The sequence below is a fragment of the Ancylobacter sonchi genome, assembly GCF_018390695.1.
GTDB lineage: Bacteria > Pseudomonadota > Alphaproteobacteria > Rhizobiales > Xanthobacteraceae > Ancylobacter > Ancylobacter sonchi.
In genome coordinates this window covers 111,456-134,886 of record NZ_JAHBGF010000028.1, presented here as the reverse complement: position 1 = coordinate 134,886, position 23,431 = coordinate 111,456, and the positions used below count along the sequence as shown (strand labels likewise).

Sequence of the window (23,431 nt, the reverse complement as noted above, 5' to 3'; positions counted from 1 at the left end):
CGCTCGCCATCGTGCGGGGTTAGTTGCCGCGCCCCGAACGTCCCGTCATGCCCGGCGACGTCGACACATACTGGATCGCCCGCCGCACCAGCTCCGGCAGCGAGGCCGCGCCGAGCTTGGTCTTGAGCTGCGAGCAGGTATTGGCCACCGTCTTGTAGCTGACCCCCAGCTCGTCGGCGATCTGGGTGTAGTCGCGCCCGTCGGCCAGCAGCGCCAGCATCTGCAATTCGCGCGGGGTGACGTCGCCGAGCGGGGTATCCCGGCGCGCGCCGAGCAGCGCAACCTGCATGGCGAGCTCGTGGCTGATATAGGGCTGGCCGCGCCGCACCCGCTCGAACGCCTCGAACAGCGCGCCCGACGAGGTGTCCTTCTGCACATAGCCGTCAGCGCCGGCCTCCAGCGCCCGGCTGGCGATCACCGGGTCGCCATGCATCGACAGCACGAGAATGGGCAGGCGGCCGTCCTGCGCCCGCAGCCGGCGCACCAGCAAAAGCCCGCTGAGGCCGTTGCCGTTCAGCGCGAGGTCGACGATCACCATGTCCGGCTTCTCGCGGCGGAACAGCCGGTAGCCGGACAGCATGGTGCTGGCCTCCAGCACCCGCTCGACCCCCCAGTCCTGAAGCAGGCAGCGGCAGCCCTGCAGCACGATGGGATGGTCGTCGATCACCAGGACGCTGGTCATGAGGCGTTCGCTCTTTCTCGTTTTGGCGGAAGGGTTTCGGGCGCGCGGACCGGCAGTCCGATCTCGATGCGCATGCCGCGCGGCGCGACCGGCACCAGCTGCCAGCTGCCGCCAAGCGCGCCGATACGCTCCTCGATGCCGATCAGCCCGAAGCCGGCCGTGCTGCCGGGTTGCAGGCCGAGGCCGTCATCCTCGACGGCGAGGCTCAGGCGCTCGCCGTTCACCTCCTCGCGCAGCGAGACGGCGATCCGGCCGGCCTGCCCGTGGCGCAGGGCATTGGTCACCGCCTCCTGCACGCAGCGATAGACGGTGATCTCGATGCTGTCGGCATAGTGCTCGGCCACCCCGTCGAGCGAGAGGTCGAACCGCCGGTCCGGCGCGTGCCGCTCGAAATCGGCGAGAAGTTCGGCGATCACCGCCGAAAGCGGCACATGGCCGAGCGCCATCGGCCTTATGCGTCGCAGCAGGCCGCGATTGCCCTCCTGCACCCGGTCGAGGATCTCGCCCATGGTGGCGACGCGCTCGCCGATGCGGCCGGCGGGATCGGCGTCGAGCCGCGCCAGCAGCCGGCCGATCGATTCCAGATTGGCCCTCAGGCCAAATAGGCAGGGCCCCAGCTCGTCATGCAGGTCGGCGGCGATCTGCCGCCGCTCGTCGTCTTGCACCCGCACCAGCCGCTCGTTGAGGCGGAGATTGTCCTGCCGCGCCATGCGCAGCGCCGTGCCGAGCGCATTGAACCGCTCGACGATCCGCGCCAGCTCGCGCACCCGCGGCAGGGGCAGGCGGTGCTCGAAGCGACCTTCCTCCAGTTCGTGCAGCCCGGCCGACAGTGCGTGCAGCGGCTGGAGCAGCCGGCCGAGCACGACGAACAGCGCGGCAAGAATGACGATGTTCACCACCGCCGCCAGCAGAGCGAGATCGGACATGTCCTGCCAGACCTCGGCGATCTCGTCGGAGGCTTCGCCGCTGATGCGCACGCGGCCGATGGTCTGGCCGTTCTCGACGACGGGTATCGTCGTCCCGGTGGGCTCGACGGTGACGAGGGCGGTGAACCAGCCCGGCACCTCCTCGGCTTCGTCGTCCGCTCCGTCGCGGGCGGCCACCGGAGAGGGGGCCTCGGCGATGACCCGGCCGTCGGGATCCTCGATGTGGATCCGCACATGCCGCAGGCTGGTGATGTGCAGCGGCAGCTGGGTCAGCGAGACCGCGCCGCCGGCGGTCTCCGCCAGCCGCTCGGCGGTTTCCTGCACCAGGCGCTCGGCGATGGCGACCGAGGAGAGCATTTCCAGCCGCGTCGCGCGCTGCGCGTTGAGGATGACCACCACGAAGGCGACCAGCGCGGCACAGAGATTGATGACGATCACCGCCGCCATCACCTGCCAGCGCAGCGAGCGCCGCCGCCAGAAGCTGAATTCGGCCGTGCGGAGGGTAGTGTCGCCGACGAACGCGCTCATGGCTGCGCCCCCGCCGGGCCGGCGGCGGCAGGCGGCGTGCCCGGCGGCGCCTGCTGCCTGAGAAGGTCGAGCGCCGCCACGCGCGTCAGCCCTTGGGAGCGCAGATTGTAATAGTGCTGGCAGAGGTCGCTGAAGCCGCTGCGCGATCCCTTGCCGGCAAAGGGAGCGAAGCCGGCGAGGAGTTCACGTACGCCTTCCTTGATGTCGATCTCGCGCAGCATGGTCTCGAGCTGCACCGCCCGGTTGGCGATCATCCGCTGGTCCTCGCCGAATCGCGCATCGGCGTCGGCGAGGATCGCGCGCCACTCGGCCACCGCCGGATCGCCGACAGCGAGGTCTCGCCCGGCCGAGCGGCTGGCCAGCCAGACGTCCGGCTCGCTGGCATCCAGCGGCTGCAGCCATTGCTTGTCCGCCAGCGTGGTGCCGGAGGGAGCGGCCACCCGTTCGCGCGGCTCGGAGGGCGGCTCGCCCGGGCAGCCCGCGAGGGCAAGGGCGAGACCGGCGCTCCCGATGGCGCGGGTAAACGAGAAGAGAGCGTTTCCCATTTCTATTATTACTTTCTTATGATCACGCAGGGACGTGCGACATCTCAGCATGTTCTGTCTTCGGGACGTTCACTATGCGTCTGAAGATGGCTCTTCCCGGCGCGGGGCCGACTCCGCTCTCATTCGTCAACATTATGAAATGAAATCACTTTCTTCGGGAGACGGCAAGGTTTCCGGCTCGACCCGGTGCATTCTCCGGGCGATCGGGAACTAGTTCCCGGTCGATTTTTCCAAATGCCCTAAAGACACGGCCGACCTGTAGCGAGAAGAGTTATCACATGTCGACACAAATAATCAGAAGTTCTTAAGAATATCGACCAGTCTTCCGCAATCTGGAATTGAAATGCCGTCGCCAGAAGGCGTGCGGCAAACAAAGCAAGAGTTCGCGGCGCACCGGAGCGAACCGGGGCGGATGCAGAACGATCTGGGAATGGAAACGTGAGGGACGATCAATGAGCCGACTGCACTCTTCCGTGTCAGCGCTCACCGTTGCCGCCGCGCTGGTGGCCACGGTCAGCCTCGCCGCCCTGGCGCCGGCGGTGGCCAACGACAAGCTCGACGAGCTGTCGAAGAGCACCGACAACTGGCCGATGACCGGCAAGAACTACAGCGCCAACAACTACAGCGAGGCGAACCAGGTCACCAAGGAGAACGTGAAGAACCTCAAGGCCGCCTGGTCGTTCTCCACCGGCGTGCTCTCCGGCCACGAAGGCACGCCGCTGGTGGTCGACGGCGTGATGTACATCCACGCGCCGTTCCCCAACACCACCTTCGCCGTCTCGCTCGACGAGCCCGGCAAGATCCTGTGGCAGCACAAGCCGAAGCAGAACCCCACCGCCCGCGCGGTGGCGTGCTGCGACGTGGTGAATCGCGGCCTCGCCTATTGGCCCGGCAATGACAAGGTCGGGCCGCTGATCATCAAGACCCAGCTCGACGGCCATGTCGTCGCCCTCAACGCCAAGACCGGTGAGGAATACTGGAAGCTGGAGAACTCCGACATCAAGGTCGGCTCGACTCTCACCATCGCGCCCTATGTGGTGAAGGACACCGTGCTGATCGGCTCCTCGGGCGCCGAGCTCGGCGTGCGCGGCTATGTCACCGCCTACGACATCGCCTCCGGCGAGCAGAAATGGCGCGCCTATGCCACCGGGCCGGACGCCGATGTGCGCCTCGGCGACGACTTCAACAGCGCCAACCCGCATTACGGCCAGAAGGGCCTGGGACAGGCGACGTGGGAGGGCGAAGCCTGGAAGATCGGCGGCGGCACCAATTGGGGCTGGTACGCCTACGACCCCGGCACCAACCTGTTCTATTACGGCTCGGGCAACCCGGCACCGTGGAACGAGACCATGCGTCCGGGCGACAACAAGTGGACCATGACCATCTGGGGCCGCGACGCCGATACCGGCATGGCCAAGTTCGGCTACCAGAAGACCCCACATGACGAGTGGGACTATGCCGGCGTCAACGTCATGATGCTCTCCGAGCAGACCGACAAGACCGGCAAGCCGCGCAAGCTGCTCACCCATCCCGACCGCAACGGCATCGTCTACACGCTCGACCGCGAGAACGGCGACCTGATCTCGGCCGACAAGATCGACGACACCGTCAACTGGGTGAAGCAGGTCGACCTCAAGACCGGCCTGCCGCAGCGCGACCCGGAATACGCCACCCGCATGGACCACAAGGGCCGCGACATCTGTCCCTCGGCCATGGGCTACCACAATCAGGGCCACGACAGCTACGACCCCGAGCGCAAGTCGTTCTTCATGGGCATCAACCACATCTGCATGGATTGGGAGCCCTTCATGCTGCCCTACCGGGCCGGCCAGTTCTTCGTCGGCGCGACGCTAAACATGTATCCCGGCCCCAAGGGCGACCGGCAGACCTATGAGGGTCTCGGCCAGGTGAAGGCCTACGACTCGATCAACAACAAGTACAAGTGGGAAGTGATGGAGCGCTTCGCCGCCTGGGGCGGTACGCTGGCCACCGCCGGCGGCGTGGTGTTCTACGGAACGCTGGACGGCTTCATCAAGGCCCGCGACAGCGACACCGGCGAACTGCTCTGGAAGTTCAAGCTGCCGTCCGGCGTGATCGGCCACCCGATGACCTACACCCATAACGGCACCCAATACGTCGCCATCTACTACGGCGTCGGCGGCTGGCCGGGCGTCGGCCTGGTGTTCGACCTCAACGACCCGACCGCCGGCCTCGGCTCGGTGGGCGCCTTCAAGCAGCTGCAGCACTACACCCAGATGGGCGGCGGCGTGATGGTGTTCTCGCTCGACGGCAAGGGTCCCTATGACGACCCGAAGGTCGGCGAATACTCGACCGAAATCATCCGCGCCGCCAACTGACGCCGAGGTGACGTGTCTTCGCGGCCGCCCGCCGCGCTCCCCGCGCCCGGGCGGCCGTCCTTCACCAGCTTGACCCCAGTCCGCGTCCCCCACCGTCCATCCGCACGGAGGAACCGCCATGTCGACATACGCCACATCGACCGCCTCGCTTTTCAGCCGCCTCGCCGCGTCGGCCGGCCTCGCCGCCCTCATCGCGACCGCCGCCGGCGCCGCCACCGTGCAGTCCGACGCCCCGGCCACCCCGGCCAAGGACGAGCTGCGCATCTGCGCCTCCAATGTCGAGGCGCCGTTCTCCAACAAGGAATCGACCGGCTTCGAGGACAAGATCGCCGAGGCGCTGGCGCAGGCCATGGGCCGCAAGCCGGTGTTCGTGCGCAACGACAAGCCGGGCATCTATCTGGTGCGCGACCAGCTCGACAAGAACAGCTGCGACGTCGTCATGGGCGTCGATGCCGGCGACGAGCGGGTGCTCACCTCGAAGCCCTATTACCGCACCAGCTACGTGCTGGTGACGAGGGCGGACCGCAACATCACCGCCAGCGACTGGCAGGACCAGCAGATCAAGGACCAGACCCGTTTCGCGGTCCGGTTCTACTCGCCGGCCGAGACCATGCTGAAGCGCATCGGACGCTTCGAGGACAACGCCGCCTACATGTATTCGCTGGTCAACTTCGTCTCGCGCCGCAACCAGTGGACCCAGGTGCCCGGCGACCGCCTCGTCACCGAGGTCGCCGGCGGCGAGGCCGATGTCGCCATCGCCTTCGCGCCGGAAGTCGCGCGCTATGTGAAGGGCTCGGCGACGCCGCTGCGCATGACGGTGATCTCCACCGACATCGACCGGCCGAACGACAAGCCGATCCCCATGCACTACGACCAGTCGATCGGGGTGCGGAAGACCGACGCCGCGCTGCTCGGTGAGATCAACGCGGCGCTCGACAAGGCCAAGCCGCAGATCGAGCAGATCCTCACCGACGAGGGCATTCCGCTGCTCGACCCCAATACCTGACCTCGCTCCCCCGCTCCGGCGGCCGCCTCCCCGGCCGGCGGTCGCCATGCGACGCGCTTCTGCGAAAAGGTTCGATGAAAAAGAAACTTCTCATCCGGACGGCCACCGTGCTGCTCACGCTTGGCGCCCTCGCGCTCGGCACGCGCGCGGCGATCATGCTCACCAACACCGTGACCGGCCAGCCGCTGGAGCTCTCCGAGGCACCGGAGGAAGGCCGCGACACCCAGGCCGTGCTGAAATTCCTCGAGACCGGCACCAACATCTACAACGAGGACCCGGTCTGCCTGCCCAAGGGCCACGAGCTGTTCCTGTCGATGTGCTCGGGCTGCCACGGCCATTATGCCGAGGGCAAGATCGGGCCGGGGCTGAACGACAGCTACTGGACCTATCCGAAGAACGAGACCGACCAGGGCCTGTTCGAGACCATCTTCGGCGGCGCGCAGGGCCAGATGGGCCCGATGTACGGTGCGCTCAACATGAACGAGATGCTGCTCGTCATGGCCTGGGTCCGCCATGTCTACAAGGACGATCCGCAGGGAGCGACCTGGCTCACCGCCGAGCAGCGCGCCAGCTTCAAACCCTTCGACGCCAACGCCAAGCACATCGAGCCGTCCGAGGTGATGCCTCCGAAGTGCGGCGGACCGGCGGGCTGAACCCGCCGGCGACTAAAGGGTGGAAACGAAAAGGAGACCGACCATGAGCTTCATCGACCGCAGCGTGAAATACAGTGTCATCCTGGCCGGCGCCGGCGCGCTCGGCCTCGCCATGGTGGTCGGGGCGGCCGCCTATGACGGCACCAATTGCAAGGCGCCGGGCAATTGCTGGGAGCCGAAGCCCGGCTATCCCGACAAAGTGGCGGGGTCGAAATACGATCCCAAGCACGACCCGAAGGAAGTCAACAAGCAGGCCGAATCCATCAAGGGAATGGAAGCCCGCAACGCCCAGCGCGTCGACTATTTCAAGAAGACCGGCAAGTTCGTCTACGACGTCAGCAAGATCCCGAGCGCGAACTAGAGCATTTTCGCGCGAAGCGGGTACCGGTTCGCGTGAAGAAAATGCGTATCGACAGATACTTGGAGCAATTCCGGTGAACTTCGGTTCCCCCGGAATTGCTCTGGCCCCTTCCCGGGCGACGGCCCTTCACGAACCCACATGTGGGCGGAAGCCTAATCTCCTTCCCGTCCGCGTTCCTCCGGCATTTGTCGGTTGTGGGCACCTTGCACGACCGGCGGCGCGCGAACCTCGCGGACGCCGGTCGTGTCCTCTTCGCCGTTCCGCCGCGCGGGGCGGGCGGATGATCGGCCGTCGGACCGCGTCCCACCGCGAATAAGGGTTTGCGATATGCGCCTCGCACGCGAAACCGACTCCATCCTGTCGGACTGGCGCGACCGCGCGCTCCGTTTCGAGGCGGAGATCGGCAAGGTGGTGCTCGGCCAGCAGCGGGTCATCCGCCTGCTGACCATCGCCACCTTCGCGCGCGGGCACGTCCTCCTGGAAGGCGATGTCGGCGTCGGCAAGACCACCTTGCTGCGCGCCATGGCCCGCGCCATCGGCGGTGCCTTCGAGCGTATCGAGGGCACCATCGACCTCATGCCGGCAGACCTCGTCTACCACGCCCATCTCGGCGAGGACGGCAAGCCGCGCATCGATCCCGGCCCGCTGCTCAGGCAGGGCGAGGCTCTGTCCGTGTTCTTCTTCAACGAGATCAACCGCGCCCGCCCGCAGGTGCATTCGCTGCTGCTGCGCCTGATGGCGGAGCGCTCGGTGTCCGCCTTCAACCGCGAATACCGCTTCCCGCATGTGCAGGTCTTCGCCGACCGCAACCGGGTCGAGCGCGAGGAAACCTTCGAGCTGCCCGCCGCCGCCCGCGACCGCTTCCTCATGGAGGTGCAGGTGGCGATGCCGGCCGGCGAGGAGGCGCGCCGCCGGCTGGTGTTCGATCCGCGCTTCCACAATGTCGATGCGCTGCTGACGGAGGTCGAGCCGGGCGTGCTGGACCCGCAGGCGCTGGAGACGGTGGCGCGCGTGATCCAGCTCGGCGTCCACGCGAGCCCGGCGCTGGAGGCCTATGTCCTCGCTTTGTGGGAGGCGGTGCGTGCGCCGCACAGCCACGGTGTGAGCGTGGAGAGCGTCGACATGGCGCGCTTCGTCCAGGGCGGCGCCAGCCCGCGCGGCCTCAGCTATCTCGTGCGGGCCGCGCGGGTGCGCGCCTGGCTGGAAGGCCGCGACATGATCGTGCCGGAGGATCTCCGCGCGGTGTTCCCGGAGGTGATGACGCACCGGATCTTCGTCGATCCGGTCTATGAGCTGCGCCGCGAGAAGCTGGTCGGCGAACTCATCGCCGGCATCTTCGCGCGGGTGCCGGCGCCATGAGCGCCGACCCGGCCGGTGACGGACCGCCGCTCCAGCCGCTCGCCTACCGGCTGCGCTGGCGCCCGCACGGCATCGTCCCCGGTGCGCATCCCGGCCATGGCGAGGGGACGGAGGGCGAGTTCCGCCGCCACGTCTCGCTGCTGCGCCATCCCGATCCGCGGCGGCTCGATCTGCGCGCCTCGCTGCGCGATCCGTTCGGCGAGCTGCATGTCCGGCAATACGCCCCGCGCCGTGCCGTGCCGGTGGCGGCGCTGGTCGATCTTTCCGGCTCGATGCGCTTCGGCGAGGCGGTCGCCGGCCGCGTCGCCGACCTCTGCGCGCTGATCGCCGTCTCGGCGCAGCGGGCCGGCGATCCTTTCGCGCTGTTCGGCGCCGATGCGCATCTGCGCGAGGAGAAGTGCCTGCCCTTCGCGCGGCGCCGGGGGCAGGAGGAGGATGTGCGGCGCCGGCTCGCGGGCGTGCGCCCGACGGGTGGGCAGGCGGTCGAGGGGTTGATCGAGGCGGCGGAACGCCTGCCGGCGCGCCGCGCGCTGGTGTTCCTGATCTCCGACTTCCTCATGCCGGCATCGGAGGTCGCCCGTCTCATCGATGCGCTGTGGCGGCACGATGTGGTGCCGGTCGTTGTCGAGGATGGCCTGCTGGATGTCGCGCTGCCGCGCTGGGGGCTGGTCGAGGTCGCCGATCTCGAAACCGGCGCCGTCCGCCTCGTCTTCATGCGCCCCGCTTTGCGCGAGCGATGGCGCCGCGAGACCCGCGCCCGCCGGGAGGCCCGCGAGAAGCTGTTCGCCGAGCGCGGTCTGCGTCCTTTCGCGCTCACCGACCCGCTCGACACCGAGGCGCTGGCCCGCCGGCTGATGGAGGGCTGAGATGAGGAGGACCGTCCGACACCTCGTCCTTTGCCTCGCCGGCCTGCTGCCGATGGCCGTCGTACTGCTCGCCGCCCCACCGGCCGGCGCGCAGCTGCGTTCGGTGGAGCTCTACGCGCCCCGGCCCTTCGGCCATGTCATCGGCGACACGCTGGCGCTCTCGGCCGACATCGTTCTCGAGGCGCCGTTCCGGCTCGATCCGGCCTCGCTGCCGCGCCCGCGCTCGCTCGATTACTGGCTGGAGCTCACCGACGTCCGACTGACCGATGGCGGCACACGCGACGGCGCGCAGCGCTACACGCTCGAGCTCACCTACCAGACCTTCTACGCACCGCTGGAGCCAAAGCGGCTCGCCATCCCCGCCGTGCCGCTCACCGCCACCGACGGCGCGCGGCAGGTGGCGATCACCGTCCCGCCCTGGTCGTTCCTGATGTCGCCCTTGCGGGAGATCGTCGCGATCGGGGAAGGCACCACCATGGCGCTGCGGCCCGACATCGCCCCGCGCCCGGTCGCGACCACCGGCACGCGGTACGGCCTCCTCGCCGCGCTCGCCGGCGTCGTAGCCGGCCTCGGGCTGCTCGCCTGGCAGATGGGCTGGTGGCCGTTCAGCCGACGCCGCGACCGCCCCTTCGCCCACGCAGCGCGCGAAGTCCGCGCCGCGCTGGCCTCATCGGCCAAACCGGCCGCATCGTCCACCTCACCGGCCTCGGCTCCGGGCCATCGCGCGGCCCTGCTCGCCCTGCACCGCGCCTTCGACGCGACCGCCGGACAGGGCGTGTTCGCCGAGGACCTGCCGGATTTCTTCCGCGCCCATCCCGCCTTCGCCACCACGGAGGCCGAGGTGCGGCGCCTGTTCGCCGCCTCGCGCCGCCTGTTCTTCGGCGACGATCCCATTGAATCCGCCCGAGAATTTCCTCCCGCCGAGCTCGTCGCCCTGGCGCGCCGGCTCCGGGCTGGCGAACGGGGCGGCGCATGAGCTGGGTGGCGGGAGCGTGGCAGAGCCTGACGGGCAGCTGGGGCGTGGACCATCCCCTGCTGCTCGGCCTCCTCGTTCTCGCCGCCCTCCCCCTCGCCGCTAGCCCGTTGATTCGACAAGGTATTCCTTCCGTTTTCCTCGCACCGGCGGATGGCCTCTCGCGCGCGGTGAGCTTGAGCCTGCGCCTCGCCGGCAGCGTTGCGATCCTCGCCATCGTGCTGGGACTAGCCGGCCTGCACCGGCGCGAGCAGATGATCGCGCGGCAGGGCACCGGCGCGCATCTCGTGCTGCTGCTCGACCGTTCCTCCAGCATGGACAACAGCTTCGCCGACCGCGCGCCGAGCGGTGACCAGGAGGCAAAATCCGTTGTGGCCAAACGACTTCTGGACGATTTCGTTGCCCGCCGCGCACGCGATCGCATCGGGGTGGCGGCGTTCTCCACCTCGCCGATGCCGGTGCTGCCGCTGACCGACCACCACGAGGTGGTGCGCGCCGCCATCGCCGCCATCGACCGGCCCGGCCTCGCCTTCACCGATGTCGGGCGCGGATTGGCGCTGGCGCTTTCTTCCTTCGCAGACGACGAGGACGAGGCATCGCGGGCGATCCTCCTGGTGTCCGACGGCGCGGCGCTGATCGACCGCAAAGTGCAGGAGACATTGCGCGACGCGGTAGCGCGCACGCCGGTGCATCTCTACTGGCTGTTCCTGCGTTCGCGCGGCGCCAAGGGCATCTTCGAGGAACCGCCGCCCGGCGAGAACACGCCGCAGGCCAATCCCGAACGGCATCTTCATCTGTTCTTTCAAAGCCTTGGTGTGCCTTACCGTGCCTTCGAGGCGACCAGCCCGCGGGCGGTCGAGCAGGCCATCGCCGAGATCGACCGGCAGGAAACCCGGCCGATCACCTACTTTGAGCGGGTGCCGCGCCGCGATCTCGCCCGGCCGGCCTTCGCGGTGGCGGCAGGCGCTACAACCCTGCTCCTGCTCGCCAAGCTCGCCGAGCGCAACCTCGTGCGCTCGGTCCCCACAGCGGCTGCGGCTCGACCGCAACCCGCCGTGCGGAGGGCGGCATGAGGTTGGGCATCCGACGCGGCCGATCAGCCCTCTGCACCGGCGCCATCCTGCTGGCCATAAGCCTCTGTGCAGGCGTCGCTTTTTCGGTCCGGCTCATCCTCGATAGGGGTGTCGATGCCGCCATCGCCGCGCTTGCCGCCGGACGGGATGTCCCCGTCGCCACCGATGCCCGTCCCGAATTGCTGTTCGCCCGGCTTGCGTTCCTCACCACCCGCGACCGCTTCGACGAAGCCCAGCCGCTAATGAACCGCATCGCTGCCACCGGCGCGCCGCGCTTGGCCGCTGCGGCCTTCTACGATCTCTCCAATGGGCGGCTGCGGGTCGCCATCGGCCATCTGGAGAGCAACGACATCGACCCGGCGGTACTGCTGGTGCGGCTGGCGAAGGAGGGCTACCGGCGCGCCCTGATGCTGGATCCCGGCTTCTGGGACGCGAAATACAATCTCGACGTCGCCATGCGGCTGGTGCGCGATTTCCCGCAGATCGAGACCTCGGGCGAGGAAATCCCACCGGAAGCCGCCAAGCGCCTGTGGACCGACCTGCCGGGCGTGCCGCGAGGATTGCCGTGATGCGCGCGCGCCTCATCCGCGACTGGCGGTTCTGGCTGCTCGTCGTGGCACTGCTGGCGCTGGCGGCGGCGCTCGCTTTGCCGCGATTGACGCTAACCCGGCAGGCCCGCGATCTGCTGGTGGTGATCGACATCACCGGCAGCATGAATGTCCGTGACTATCTGCAAGGCGGTGAACCGGTCTCGCGGCTCGCCATCGCGAAGCGCGCCGCACGCAACCTACTGGCGGATCTGCCGTGTCAGTCGCGCCTCGGACTCGGCATCTTCACCGAACGGCGCAGCTTCCTTCTGTTCGAGCCCGCCGAGGTCTGCGAGAACTTCGCCGCCATCGACGGCGCCATCGACGCGCTCGACTGGCGGATGGCGTGGGAAGGCGACAGTTACATCGCGCGCGGCGTGCATGCGGCGCTCGCCATCGCCGGTAGCCTGAAGGCCGATCTCGTCTTCCTCACCGACGGCCAGGAGGCACCACCGTTGGCCGGCGGGGAACTGCCCGCCTATGAGGGCGAGCCGGGCGCCGTTGCCGGGCTGCTGGTGGGTGTCGGCGCGGCCGAGCCGTCGCCGATCCCGAAATACAACGAGGACGGCCGCGAGATCGGCTTCTACGCCGAACAGGACGTGCCGCAGGAGAACCGCAGCGGCCCGCCGCCGGCCGATGCCCCCTCGCGGGCCGGCTGGAACCCGCGCAATGCCCCGTGGGGCGGTGAACCGGCGACCGGCACCGAGCATCTGAGCGCCATGCGGGAGGACGGTTTACGTCGCCTCGCCGCACAGACCGGCCTTGGCTTCGCGGCGTTGCGCGATCCCGCCGCGCTGTGGAAGGCGGTGGAAGCCGACACGCGTGCCCACCTCGTCGAGGTCCGGGTCGACATGGCCGGCATCCCGGCCGCCCTCGCGCTCATTGCCCTGACGACGCTGTTCGGCCTCGGTGCCCTTGCCGGTCGCCGGCCGGACCGACTTCCTAGCTGAACAAGGAAACCAACATGTTCCGCAGATTGTTGCTCGCTGCCGCTCTCCTCCCTACCTGTCTCGCACCATTGGCCGCCCATGGTCCTACGCCGCAGCGCGCCGAGGAGCGCATAACGATCGAGGCAGCGCCGGAGAAGGTCTGGGCAGTGCTCGCCTCCTTCGGTGCGATCGGCGAATGGCATCCGCTGGTAAGGAGGGTGAGCTTCACCGGCGGCGATGCAGCAGGAGCCGAGCGCATCCTCACGCTGGAAAAGGGCGACATCACCGAGGGGCTGGACGAGGTCGACCCGAACGAGCGGCGGCTCTCCTATCGTCTCGGCAAGGAGAACACCGAGGCGTTGCCGGTGAGCTTCTACACCGCCAGCATCCAGGTGAAACCGTCCGGCGGCGGCAGCGAGGTGGTGTGGGACGCCCGCTTCTATCGGGCCGACACCACCAACGAGCCGCCCGAGGGGCTCGACGATGCCGCAGCCATCGCCGCGATGGGCGATTTCATCCGACAGGGACTCGACGGGCTCAAGAGCAAGGCCGGCGGGTCGTGAGGTCCATATCCGTTGGACGGAAGCGCTTTCTTGCCGCGCTTGGCCTCGCGGCTGGCCTGCTTCCGGTACGGGGGGTGTTGGCGGACCCACTGATCGCCGTCGTCTCGCAGCAGGCTGGCGTGGTGACGCTGATCGACGTCGGCAAGGCCATTGTTGTGGCGGAAATTTCCGTGCCACGCGTGCCCGCCGGTCTCGCGGCCGCGCCGGACGGACGCACGCTCTATGTCACCCACCCCGATCTCGGCCTCATCTCACGCATAGATATCGGCACGCGCCGGTTGGAGACGAGCTTCCGCGTTGGCCGCGAACCGTTCGGCATCGCCGTCACGGAGGCCGGCCGTACCCTGATTGTCAGCGACTGGAGCTCGGATGCCGTTATCCGCGTCGATGCCGCCAGTGGTCACGAGACCGGACGGATAGCCGTCGGAAAGGCACCGGCCGGGTTGGTGGTCGATGCGGTCGGGCGACGGGCCTATGTCGCGGATCGCGAGAGTAACCAGGTAAGCGTTGTCGATCTCGCCACGATGACCCGTGCGGCGACCGTGCCGACGGGCCGGGCACCTTTCGCGCTGGCTCTCTCGCCCGATCGCGGACAGCTCTACGTCGCCAATGTCCAGAGCGGCGACCTGTCGATGATCGATACGGCGCGGTTGGAGGAAACCGCGCGCTTCAAGGTCGGGCTGATGCCCTACGGTGTCGCGGTCACGCCCGATGGCGCGCGCGTGGCGGTCGCCAATCAGCAGAGCGGCACGATGGCGGTCATCGATGCCACCACGCATGCCATTCTGGCGCGGCCGAAGATCGGCTCCTATCCGGAAGGGATCGTCGCGCTCTCAAGCCAGCGTGCTGCCGCGGTCGCCTGGGCCGACGACGAGGTGACGATCGTCGACGTCAGCCGCGCTCATGTCGTTGCGCATGTTCCCGTCGGCGCCGGACCGCGCAACCTCGTCGTCCTGCCCGAACACTGGGAGACCGGCGCGGGCGAGGATATGCTGGAGCGATAACAAACAAGATTGGGGGAGCGCGTGATGAGGGCCTTGGGCATCGCTGTGGTCGTTGCGGTATCGCTAGCGCCGATAACAATCCGTGCGGAGGATTCTGTGCCCGCCCGCGGCGCCTATCTCGTCAACGCCGTGGCGATCTGCGGGCGCTGCCACACCACGCCCGGACCGGGCAACCAACCCTTTGCCGGCGGGCGAACCATCGAGACGTCGGCCTACAAGGTGCAGGGCTCGAACATCACGCCGGATCCGGACACCGGCATCGGCACATGGACCGATGAGCAGATCGGCCATGCCATCACTCACGGGGTGCGGCCGGATGGGTCCCAGATGTCGACGGCCATGCCATATGACTTCTACGCCGCGCTGACCGATGCGGACCGCGACGCTATCGTCGCCTATCTGCGTACGCTTAAGCCGGCGCAAAATCCAACGGCCGCTCCCTTCTATACGATTGCGCCGAAGGCCTCCGCGGCCGCCATGGCCGGACCGGCAGCCGGTACCGGCGAGGTCGAGCACGGCCGGTATCTTGGAACGGTGGCGCGGTGTCTCAGCTGCCATTCCACTCCGCGCGCCGATGGCGAGCCCGACCTCGCGGCCGGACTTGGGCATGGCGGCGCCGTTTTCGAAGGTCCCTGGGGAACGGTCGTTGCACCCGACATCACTCCGCGCGGCCTCGCCGACTGGAGTGACGACGATATTCGTCGCTCTCTTGTCCGCGGTGTCACGCCGGACGGCCGTCCGCTCGCGGCTCCCATGCAAACAAAGGCATATGCGCAACTCACGGATGGCGATTTGTCGGCATTAGTCAGCTGGCTCAGAACCTTGCCACGTGGGAACTGAGACGTCGCCAGCGCAGGCTCAGTTCCGTCGCGTGGCGATTCCGACAAAAGCATCGTCGTTGCTGCGGCGATGAAATCCTGATTCCGTCGTCTTCGGGAGGAGGACGATACGATGATAGACGACCAACGCGCCGGCGCCCGGCAAAGCACGACCATGGCTCTCCCTTGGGAGCGTGTATCCGGGCCGAACGTCTGGGAAGACGGAGCTGGCTCGGAGGTGGTCGTAGGATGGGAACCGGTCGTCCTCCAGCCAGCTCAGCCCGCGTTGGGCATTGGGGTATCGCCACGCTCCATCGCGACGAAGATGTCGTGCAGGATGTCGATCCCCTCATCCATCTGCGCTTCGCCGAAGGCGCTGAAGCCGAGCGTGATCAGGTGATCGACCTCCGCTTCGCGCGCGAGCGCCGCAATCGGCAGTATCTCCAGCCCCCGGCGGGCTGCCGCCTCCGCCACCAGGCGCCCGCTCAGCCCCTCGGCGAGGCTTGCGATGATCTCCATACCGGTATTGGTCGGCGCGGCGGTCATCCAGCCGGACAGCCGTCGTTCGATCGCTTGCAGCAGATAGTCCTGCCGCCGTGCATAGAGCCGCCGCATGCGGCGCACATGCGTCGCGAGATGGCCGTCCTCCATGAAGCGGGCGACGAGCGCCTGTTCGAGCATCGGCGAATAGCGCCCGACGATGGCGCGCGCCGAGACGAACGCCTCCACCAGCGCATCCGGCAGCACGGCGAAGCCGAGACGCAGGCCGGGGAACAGCATCTTGCTGAAGGTGCCGAAATAGAGCACCCGCCCTTCGCGATCCAGCGCGTGCAGCGCCGGCATCGGCCGGCCGGCATAGCGGAACTCGGTGTCGTAATCGTCCTCCAGCACCCAGGCGCCGGCGGCGCTCGCCCATTGCAGCAAAGCGTGGCGCCGTTCGAGGCTCAGTTCCATGCCGAGCGGGAACTGCTTGGAGGGCGAGACATAGACGAGCCGGGCATCGGGGGCGCGTGCGATGCCCTGCTCCACCTCGATCCCCTCCCCGTCGACCGGCACGGCGACCGGAATGGCCCCGGCCGCAGTCGCTGAGGCATAGATGCCGTCATAGCCCGGGTCCTCGCACCAGACATGCTCGCCCGGGGTGAGCAGGATGCGGCAGGCGAGATCCACCGCATGCTGCGCACCCGCGAAGATGACGATGTTGCGCGGCGTGCAGGTGAGGCCCCGGCTGAGCGCGACATGTTCGGCGATGGCGATGCGCAGCGGCTCGTAGCCTTGCGGATCGCCCTCCCCGAGCAGTTCGCCGGCGGCGCCGGGATCGAGCTCGCGATAAAGGTTGGCCGCGAGGCTCGCCCATTGCCGGACCGGGAACATGTCGACCGCCGGGAAGTTGGCGCGGAACGGCACCGGCCGGCGCATGTGGCGCAAGGTGGACGGCGCATGGGTGATCGCCGTGTCCGGGGCCAGGGAGCGGCTGAGATGCCCGGCCGCCTCGATGGCGGGGTTGATGCGCGCCGGCGCCTTGGCGGGCAGCTGTTCGGGCAGGTCCCGGGCGACATAAGTGCCGGAGCCGGTCATCGGCTGCAGATAGCCCTCGGAAATCAGATGGTCGAAGGCGAGCAGCACCGTGTTGCGCGACACGCCGAGCAGCCCGGCGAAGTCGCGCGTCGACGGCAGCTTCTCGCCCGGCCGTAGCGAGCCGGCGGTGATCTCCTCGACGAGCCGGCGATAGAGTTGCCGGTGCAACGGGGCATCGGCAACCCTGTCGATATCGAGCGCGAGCGAATCCAGCAGCCTCACAATGCCTCCGCGATCTGACCGATCGGGAGAACGCAAGTTCCGCACCACCCGGCTTGCACCCACGCTACACGGCGCTGCGCTCGCGCTCCGGCCGGTGGCCGAAGGTGAGGAGACCGGTCCTCATCAGCACGAACATGATGGCGAGCAGCGCGAAGACGATCAGGTTCACACAGGTCGCCAGCGCATAAAGCTCCGGCTTCACCCCGTAGCGGAGCGCGCCCCAGGCAGCCGAGGGCAAGGTCGGCGTCGCGCCGAGCAGGTAGAAGGAGATCTCCAGATTGTTGAATGCCATGATGAAGGTGACGATGAAGGCGCCGAGCAGACCGGGCCAGATCAAGGGCAGCGTCACCTCGAAGAAGGTGCGCGCCGGGCTCGCCCCGAACACCATCGCCGCGTCGTCGAGCCGCCAGTCATAGCGGTAGAGCTGGGTGGCGATGATGAGCAGCGCATAGCTGAAGCAATGCACCGTGTTCGCTAGGATCGCCGAGATCATGTTGCCCTGCAGCCCAAGGAACAGGCCGTTGAAGATTAGCGAGGAGATGCCGAGCAGCACCTCCGCGACGAAAAGCGGGGCGATGAACAAGGCGAGATAGAGCGGCGCGCGGCGTCCGGCATGGCGCATCAGCCCGATGGTGGCGAGCCCGGCCAGCGCGGTGGACAGCAGCGCGGCGAAGATGCCGATGATCAGGCTGTTGCCGAGCGCGGTCTGGTACAGCGAGTTGGAGAACAGCCGCGCCATGATGTCGAGCGACCATTTCGGCGGGTACGGAAAGTTGGAATTCCGCGCGAAGCTGGCGAGGCCGATATGGACGACCGGCAGGTAGAGGAACAGGTAGGAGACGGCGACCGTCGCCAAAAGGGCGATCTTTCCCGGTTTCCATTTGCCGAGCTTCATGGACATGCTCATCCCCTCCCGAAGCCGGTGAAGCCGGTGCGGCGCAGGTCGATCAGCCGGGCCACCCCGACCACCAGCAGCACCGACACCGCGAACAGAACGACGCCCATGGCGGCGCCGAGCGCCCAGGTGCCGCTCTCGCCGAATTGCTGCGCCATCGCCATGCCGTAGAGCGTGCCGTTCGGGCCGCCGAGGAAGCGCGGCGCCAGCGTCGCCGACAGGCAGGGAATGAAGCACAGCGCGAAGCCGATCAGCGTGCCGAACAGGTTGAGCGGCCAGGTGACCTCGAAGAAGGCGCGCGCCGGGCTCGCCCCGAAGATCGTCGCGGCATCGATCAGCCGCTGGTCGAAATTGAGCAGCGACAGGTAGATCACCGTCACCACGATCGGCAGGTAGAGATAGACGAGGCCGATGGCGCTGGCGACATTGGTGTACATGATCACGCGCAGCGGCGCGGCGCCGAGCGACAGCAGCACGCCGTTGAGCAGCCCGAGCGGGCCGAGCAGGCCCTGCAGCGCGATGATGCGCAGCACCTCGCCGGTGAGAAACGGCACGGCGAAGGCCAGCGAGAACAGGAGCTTGTAGCGCCCGCCATAGAGTGTGATGCCATAGGCGATCGGCCAGGCGAGCAGCGTGCAGATCAGCGACACCGCGCTCGCCATCACCAGCGAGCGCACCAGGAAGGTTATATAGGCGCCTTCGGTCGCCAGCACCTCGTAATTGTGGAAACTGAAGTCGCGGATGATGTGGTAGTTCTCGGTCCGCCAGACGCTCAACACCAGCATGGAGAGCAGCGGCAGCACGAACAGCCCCACCAGGAACACGGTGGGGATGCCGAGGAAGATGGCCGGGGCGACGCGCGGTTTCATCGGCCGTCCTCCGGCGCCGGGAACAGGTCGACATCGGCCGCGTCCCAGCAGGCCACCACTTCCGCGCCCTCGGTGAACTCCGCCTCGCTGCGCGGCCGGCTGGCGACCAGTTCGCCGCCGCTCCAGCCCAGCACATATTCCGCATAGGCGCCGCGCAGGATGACGTAGCGCACCGTCGCCGCCAGTGTGTTGGCAGCGCCCGCCCCACCCGCCGACGCGGGCCGCAGCCGGACCTTCTCGTTTTTCACATAGGCGGCGACGCGCTCACCATCGGCGATCCCCGGCCGGGTCGCCGTCTCGATCCGCACCCCGTCGCCGCTGAGCGATATCGTGCCACCGGCCGTCGCGGCGGTGCCGGTGAAGCGGTTGGAGCGCCCGACGAACTGGGCGATGAAGGCGGTCTTCGGACGGTCGTAGATGTCGGTGCGCGAGGCGAAATCCTCGATGCGCCCGCCGCGCACCACGGCGATGCGGTCGCTCATCGAGAGCGCCTCTTCCTGGTTGTGCGTCACATAGATGAAGGGGATGCCGAGATCCGTCTGGTGCTTGCGGATCTCGACTTCCATCTCCTGGCGCAGCTCGCGGTCGAGATTGGCGAGCGGCTCGTCGAGCAGCAGCACCTTCGGCCGGCCGACGAGGCCGCGCCCGAGCGCCACGCGCTGCTGCTGGCCGCCGGAAAGCTGGTTGGGATAGCGCTTCTCCAGCCCCCGCAGAGCGAGGATACCCACCACCCATTCGACGCGCGCCTCGATCTCGCCTTTGGGCAGCTTCAGCATGCGCAGCGGGAAGGCGAGGTTCTCGTACACCGTGCGGTGCGGGAACAGCAGGAACTCCTGGAACACCATGGCGACGCCGCGCTTGTGCGGCGGCAGCTCGGTAACGTCCTCGCCGTCGATCAGCACGCGCCCCGTCGTCGGGCGCTCCAGCCCGGCGATGATGCGCAGCAGCGTCGTCTTGCCCGAGCCGCTCGGGCCGAGCAGGGAGACGAACTCATGTTTCTCGATCGCCATGTTGACGCGATCGACCGCCCAGACGCTTCCATACTGCTTGGAAACGCCGTCGAGATGTATGTAGGCCACGCCGCACTCCTCGCTGCGAACGGACGGAAGCAAGGCCCGGGCCGCCACGGCCCGGGCGATGACTTCGGGTGTCGTCAGGCAGCCTGTACGCGCGACCAGACGCGCTCCCACTTCTCGGTCGAGGACGGCTGGTCGAACATGTACATCGACGACAGCTCCTCGGTGCGGTCCATCAGGTAGAGCTTCTGCTCCTCGGGCGTGGAGATCGAACGCAGGTCGACGGTCGCGGAGGAGCCGGCGATCAGCGAGATCTTCTTGATGTTCTCCGGCGCCAGGAAGGTGTTCATGAAGTCGTGGCAGATGTCGAGCGTCGCCGGATCGGTGACGCCGGTGGTGACCAGCCAGGTATCGACCCAGCCGAGCCCGCCCTCCTTCGGCACCAGCTGGTGCGAGAAGTCGGCCGAGATTTCGCCCTTGTCCTTCTTCTGCACCAGCACGCGGTAGACCTGCGCGAATTCCGGCGCCGCGACGATCGCCCCGCTCTCCAGCAACTGCTGCAGCGTGGTGTTGTCCTGGTAGCGGGTGAGCAGCAGCGGCTTCTGCTGGATCAGCAGCTTCTCGACCTCGGCCAGCTCCTCGTCGGTAAGGACATAGGGATTGAACGACTTGCCGTCGGGACGCGGCTTGTCCTTGGTGCCGAGGCGGGTGGCGGCGAGGATACCGGTAAGGGCGATGTTCTCCTCGAAGCGGGCGCTGGTGGCGAGCCGGCCGCTGAAAGCCGGATCGAACAGCACCTCGATGGTCTGGACCTTCTCCTTCGGCACCTCTCCGGCATTGTAGGTCGTGCCGTAGCTGCCCCAGCACCAGGTGACGCCGAAATGCTTGCCGCTCGCCTCGTCGGTCAGCAGCTTGAAGCGGTCCGGCTTGAACACCGGATAGACATTGGCGGTGTTGGGGATCTTGGCGTAGTCGATGTCGCGGATCAGCTTCTCGCGGAAGTAGAGGCCCGGCCAGAAGCCGTCGGCCTGCACGAGGTCGAAGTCCCGGGTGCCGCCGATGCGCAGCTTGTTGTAGGCCTCGGAATTGCCGTCGAAGAAGGTCGGCGAGAACTTGATCTTGTGCTTCTCCTCGAAGGCCCCGACGATGTCGGGAACCGCGTAGACTTCCCACATCAGCGCGCGGAGCTGCGCCGGCGCCGCGTAGGCGGGCCGGATATAGGGGGCGGCGAGCGCCCCGGCGGTCCCCGCTGCCAGCGTCTTCAGCACGGTACGGCGACTGACCGGCGAAGCGGACGGGGCCGCAGCGTCGGAAGAACTGAACGTCGATTTGGTCATGGCCACGCCCTCTGGTTTTTGAAAGTGGTGCGATTGGTCCTTGCGGGGCCCTTGCCTTGTGCGTTTCCCCCTCAGGGCGATCTGAGCGCCGCCCTTGAGCTGTCGTGTGAGATGCGGTGTCAGGCCGCGACCTTGAAGGGATTGTCGGCGTCGGCGTAGTTGACCGGCGTCATGTGCCAGCCTTCCTTGTGCTTGCGCCAGTAGGTGTCCTTCAGCTTGGCGCTGATCGGGCCGGGCCGGTCATTGCCATAGATGCGGTCGTTCACCCGCGCGCAGGGCATGACGCCGCCGGCGGTGGTGGTGGTGAACACCTCGTCGGCGTCCATCAGGTCCTCGAAGGTGATCGGCCCGACGACCGGCTCGAGGCCGAGTTCGGGGCAGAGGTCGAGCACGGCGAGGCGGGTGATGCCGCGCAGCGCGCCGCGATCCGGGGTGATGACCTTGTTGTCCTTGACGATGAAGACGTTGAAGCCGGCGCCCTCGGTCAGGTAGCCCTCGCTGTCGAGCAGGATGGCGGTGTCGAAGCCCTTGTCCTTCGCCTCGAACATGCCGCGGGTGAAATCGCGCCACATGTAGTTCTTCAGCGTCGGGTCGAGCGAGTTCTGCGAGATGCGCGGCACCTGCGCGACCAGCAGGTGGGCGCCACGCTCCTGCACGTCCGGCTTGATCACGTCGACCCACGGCACCGCATAGGCGATGAAGGTGTTGTCGCAATCGGCCGGGTCGCGCGAGCCGTAGACGCGCGGGATGCCGCGGGTGGAGATCATCGCGACGAAGGCGTCCTTCAGGCCGGACAGCGCCACCACCTTGCCGAGGATGGTGCGCATCTCGTCGCGGGTCACACCCGGATCGAGGCGGTAGCCTTCCAGCGAACGGTGGAAGCGGTCGAGATGGTCTTCCAGCCGGAAGAAACCGCCATCGGTCACGTGAACCACGTCATAGGTGACGTCCGAATGGGTGAAGCCCCAGTCGCCGACCGGAATCTTGGCCTCGGAGATCGGCACATAGATGCCGTTCATGTAAGCGGCGCCTTTCGAGTAGTCGGGGCTCGACTGGCTCATACTGTCCTCCTTCACAATCCCGCACCGAGCGGGCCCGCATCCCGCGGGTCGAGGGCAGATTTCCCCTGAATGGCTCCATTAAAAAGGACCGCTTCCGGGGAAAATGACGGGGCCACTTTACGAGGCCGTCTCGACGGCACGTTCAGGGCACCGCCTCGCCGACGAGGATCACCTCCACCCCATGGGCGAGGATCCGCTCGGCCGCCGCCTCGGGGGGGTGGGGCGTCGGCGACGATCCGGTCGATGTCGGAGAGCGGGGCGATCCTGAACAGGCCGGCCCCGTCGAACTTGAAGCGGTCGGCCGGGATGGTGACGCCGCGCGCCTGCCGGATCATCGCCCGGGCGACCTTGGCCTCCTCCTCGTGGAAATCATCGATACCATCCGCATCGATGGCACCGACCGTGAGTACGGCATGGAGCGCGTGGAAGCGCTTGAGCCGCTCGACGGCGATCGGCCCGACGTTCTCCGCTCCGGCCTCGCGGTGACGGCCGCCCACCAGGAACACCTTGCTGCCTTCGCCCCGCGCGGCGAGGGCGGCGATCCGCACCGAATTGGTCATGATGGTGAGATCGCGCGCGACGCTCAGTTGTTCTGCGAAGCACAGCGTCGTGGTGCCGGTGTCGACGAACGGAGAATCGCCCGGCCGGAACAGGCCGATAGCGCGGCGGGCGATCAGGCGCTTGGCGGCGCTGTTGTCGCGCAGGCGCTCGCTGAACGGACCTTCCTCCACCCGTCCGTAACGTCCCGGTGCCGGCAGGCTCCTCCGAGGGCTCGAAAGCCTACTTCCGGGAGGACCACTTTTCAGGGGGCAGGCCACGCGCTGGATGCGCCACGGCGGCAGTCAAGGCGCCCGATATTGGCATGCAGCGCTCTTGAGCGCTTACAATGCGCTTTCATGCCGGCTGATGAATGGTGCGGCTTAGCCTGCTAAGCGCACAAGTCATTGAAATTGAGAAAAAATAGGTGGCTGGGGGACCAGGATTCGAACCTGGACTAACGGAGTCAGAGTCCGCAGTTCTACCGTTAAACTATCCCCCACCGAAGATTTTGAAAACACGAGCTTTTTGCCCGGCTCTTCAAGATCGGCAGTCGGCTTTGGCAAGCCGTTGCGGCGAACGGACGGGCATATAGCGCTTCCATTCGCAACGGTCTACCCCCTTTGCAGAAAGTCTCCGCCCGGCCTGGGGACAACATGGGCGGCTGAATGAATCGAAACGCCCTC

At 67.5% G+C, this 23,431-nt stretch carries 23 protein-coding genes and 1 tRNA gene; 13 read left to right on the top strand and 11 right to left on the bottom strand.

The genetic code is table 11. The features are described 5' to 3' along the window. Nucleotides 1–19: 19 nt before the first annotated feature. From KHC28_RS16055 to KHC28_RS16045, 3 genes are read right to left on the bottom strand one after another with little or no spacing between them, the layout of a single operon-like run. On the bottom strand, nucleotides 20–682 hold the full coding sequence (locus KHC28_RS16055) for a response regulator transcription factor (protein WP_214009367.1): 663 nt from the start codon (nucleotides 680–682) through the stop codon (nucleotides 20–22). Further along, nucleotides 679–2,136: an ATP-binding protein gene (locus KHC28_RS16050; RefSeq protein ID WP_214009366.1), complete on the bottom strand. Its 1,458-nt coding sequence runs from the start codon at nucleotides 2,134–2,136 to the stop codon at nucleotides 679–681. The genes KHC28_RS16055 and KHC28_RS16050 overlap by 4 nt, the downstream gene beginning before the upstream one ends. Continuing rightward, complete coding sequence (locus KHC28_RS16045) at nucleotides 2,133–2,681, bottom strand: hypothetical protein (protein ID WP_214009365.1); 549 nt, start codon at nucleotides 2,679–2,681, stop codon at nucleotides 2,133–2,135. Before KHC28_RS16045 ends, KHC28_RS16050 begins: the two co-directional genes overlap by 4 nt. A 452-nt stretch (nucleotides 2,682–3,133) precedes the next feature. Between KHC28_RS16045 and KHC28_RS16040 the strand changes: the two genes are divergently transcribed. The 13 genes from KHC28_RS16040 to KHC28_RS15985 all read left to right on the top strand — a co-directional run bounded on the left by KHC28_RS16040 (nucleotide 3,134) and on the right by KHC28_RS15985 (nucleotide 15,252). Beyond that, nucleotides 3,134–5,038 (top strand): methanol/ethanol family PQQ-dependent dehydrogenase, encoded by a 1,905-nt coding sequence (locus KHC28_RS16040; RefSeq protein ID WP_214009364.1) that lies wholly within the window; start codon nucleotides 3,134–3,136, stop codon nucleotides 5,036–5,038. A gap of 118 nt (nucleotides 5,039–5,156) precedes the next feature. Beyond that, entirely contained in the window at nucleotides 5,157–6,044 is an 888-nt protein-coding gene (moxJ, locus tag KHC28_RS16035; protein WP_214009363.1) for a methanol oxidation system protein MoxJ, read from the top strand. Between the two features lie 74 nt (nucleotides 6,045–6,118). Beyond that, nucleotides 6,119–6,697 (top strand): cytochrome c(L), periplasmic, encoded by a 579-nt coding sequence (gene moxG / locus KHC28_RS16030; protein WP_214009362.1) that lies wholly within the window; start codon nucleotides 6,119–6,121, stop codon nucleotides 6,695–6,697. 43 nt (nucleotides 6,698–6,740) lie between these two features. Next, nucleotides 6,741–7,058: a methanol dehydrogenase [cytochrome c] subunit gene (locus KHC28_RS16025; RefSeq protein ID WP_214009361.1), complete on the top strand. Its 318-nt coding sequence runs from the start codon at nucleotides 6,741–6,743 to the stop codon at nucleotides 7,056–7,058. Nucleotides 7,059–7,385: 327 nt separating this feature from the next. Then, entirely contained in the window at nucleotides 7,386–8,417 is a 1,032-nt protein-coding gene (locus KHC28_RS16020) for an AAA family ATPase (RefSeq protein WP_214009360.1), read from the top strand. Continuing rightward, nucleotides 8,414–9,283, top strand: coding sequence for a DUF58 domain-containing protein (locus tag KHC28_RS16015; protein WP_214009359.1), 870 nt, complete (start codon nucleotides 8,414–8,416; stop codon nucleotides 9,281–9,283). The genes KHC28_RS16020 and KHC28_RS16015 overlap by 4 nt, the downstream gene beginning before the upstream one ends. 1 nt (nucleotide 9,284) lies before the next feature. Next, a complete protein-coding gene (locus KHC28_RS16010) occupies nucleotides 9,285–10,259 on the top strand; it encodes a nonribosomal peptide synthetase MxaA (protein WP_214009358.1) in 975 nt (324 codons plus the stop codon). After that, on the top strand, nucleotides 10,256–11,329 hold the full coding sequence (locus KHC28_RS16005; protein ID WP_214009357.1) for a vWA domain-containing protein: 1,074 nt from the start codon (nucleotides 10,256–10,258) through the stop codon (nucleotides 11,327–11,329). Before KHC28_RS16010 ends, KHC28_RS16005 begins: the two co-directional genes overlap by 4 nt. Then, nucleotides 11,326–11,898 carry a hypothetical protein gene (locus KHC28_RS16000; RefSeq protein ID WP_246564908.1) on the top strand — a complete coding sequence of 191 codons (573 nt, stop codon included), beginning with the start codon at nucleotides 11,326–11,328 and terminating at the stop codon, nucleotides 11,896–11,898. Before KHC28_RS16005 ends, KHC28_RS16000 begins: the two co-directional genes overlap by 4 nt. Continuing rightward, nucleotides 11,898–12,866 (top strand): vWA domain-containing protein, encoded by a 969-nt coding sequence (locus KHC28_RS15995; RefSeq protein ID WP_214009356.1) that lies wholly within the window; start codon nucleotides 11,898–11,900, stop codon nucleotides 12,864–12,866. The genes KHC28_RS16000 and KHC28_RS15995 overlap by 1 nt, the downstream gene beginning before the upstream one ends. Nucleotides 12,867–12,880: 14 nt before the next feature. After that, nucleotides 12,881–13,408: an SRPBCC family protein gene (locus KHC28_RS27450; RefSeq protein ID WP_246564907.1), complete on the top strand. Its 528-nt coding sequence runs from the start codon at nucleotides 12,881–12,883 to the stop codon at nucleotides 13,406–13,408. A 74-nt stretch (nucleotides 13,409–13,482) separates the two neighbouring features. Beyond that, the gene (locus tag KHC28_RS15990; RefSeq protein WP_312893264.1) at nucleotides 13,483–14,412 is read left to right on the top strand and encodes a YncE family protein; all 930 of its coding nucleotides are present in this window, start codon (nucleotides 13,483–13,485) and stop codon (nucleotides 14,410–14,412) included. Nucleotides 14,413–14,508: 96 nt separating this feature from the next. Then, nucleotides 14,509–15,252 (top strand): c-type cytochrome, encoded by a 744-nt coding sequence (locus KHC28_RS15985; RefSeq protein WP_214009354.1) that lies wholly within the window; start codon nucleotides 14,509–14,511, stop codon nucleotides 15,250–15,252. Nucleotides 15,253–15,506: 254 nt separating this feature from the next. Here KHC28_RS15985 and pdxR read toward each other — a convergent pair whose 3' ends face one another. The 8 genes from pdxR to KHC28_RS15945 form a co-directional block, all read right to left on the bottom strand. Further along, nucleotides 15,507–17,030 carry a MocR-like pyridoxine biosynthesis transcription factor PdxR gene (gene pdxR / locus KHC28_RS15980; protein WP_214009353.1) on the bottom strand — a complete coding sequence of 508 codons (1,524 nt, stop codon included), beginning with the start codon at nucleotides 17,028–17,030 and terminating at the stop codon, nucleotides 15,507–15,509. 64 nt (nucleotides 17,031–17,094) lie between these two features. Then, complete coding sequence (locus KHC28_RS15975; protein ID WP_246564904.1) at nucleotides 17,095–17,931, bottom strand: ABC transporter permease; 837 nt, start codon at nucleotides 17,929–17,931, stop codon at nucleotides 17,095–17,097. Nucleotides 17,932–17,933: 2 nt separating this feature from the next. Beyond that, the gene (locus KHC28_RS15970; protein ID WP_214009352.1) at nucleotides 17,934–18,794 is read right to left on the bottom strand and encodes an ABC transporter permease; all 861 of its coding nucleotides are present in this window, start codon (nucleotides 18,792–18,794) and stop codon (nucleotides 17,934–17,936) included. After that, on the bottom strand, nucleotides 18,791–19,873 hold the full coding sequence (locus KHC28_RS15965) for an ABC transporter ATP-binding protein (RefSeq protein ID WP_312893224.1): 1,083 nt from the start codon (nucleotides 19,871–19,873) through the stop codon (nucleotides 18,791–18,793). Before KHC28_RS15965 ends, KHC28_RS15970 begins: the two co-directional genes overlap by 4 nt. Before the next feature lie 74 nt (nucleotides 19,874–19,947). Then, nucleotides 19,948–21,147 (bottom strand): ABC transporter substrate-binding protein, encoded by a 1,200-nt coding sequence (locus KHC28_RS15960; RefSeq protein WP_214009351.1) that lies wholly within the window; start codon nucleotides 21,145–21,147, stop codon nucleotides 19,948–19,950. 119 nt (nucleotides 21,148–21,266) lie between these two features. Further along, nucleotides 21,267–22,208, bottom strand: coding sequence for an aminotransferase class IV (locus KHC28_RS15955; RefSeq protein WP_214009350.1), 942 nt, complete (start codon nucleotides 22,206–22,208; stop codon nucleotides 21,267–21,269). A gap of 11 nt (nucleotides 22,209–22,219) precedes the next feature. Beyond that, the gene (locus KHC28_RS15950; protein WP_312893223.1) at nucleotides 22,220–22,939 is read right to left on the bottom strand and encodes a DeoR/GlpR family DNA-binding transcription regulator; all 720 of its coding nucleotides are present in this window, start codon (nucleotides 22,937–22,939) and stop codon (nucleotides 22,220–22,222) included. 234 nt (nucleotides 22,940–23,173) lie between these two features. Next, a tRNA-Gln gene (locus tag KHC28_RS15945) sits at nucleotides 23,174–23,247 on the bottom strand. Between the last annotated feature and the right edge of the window lie 184 nt (nucleotides 23,248–23,431).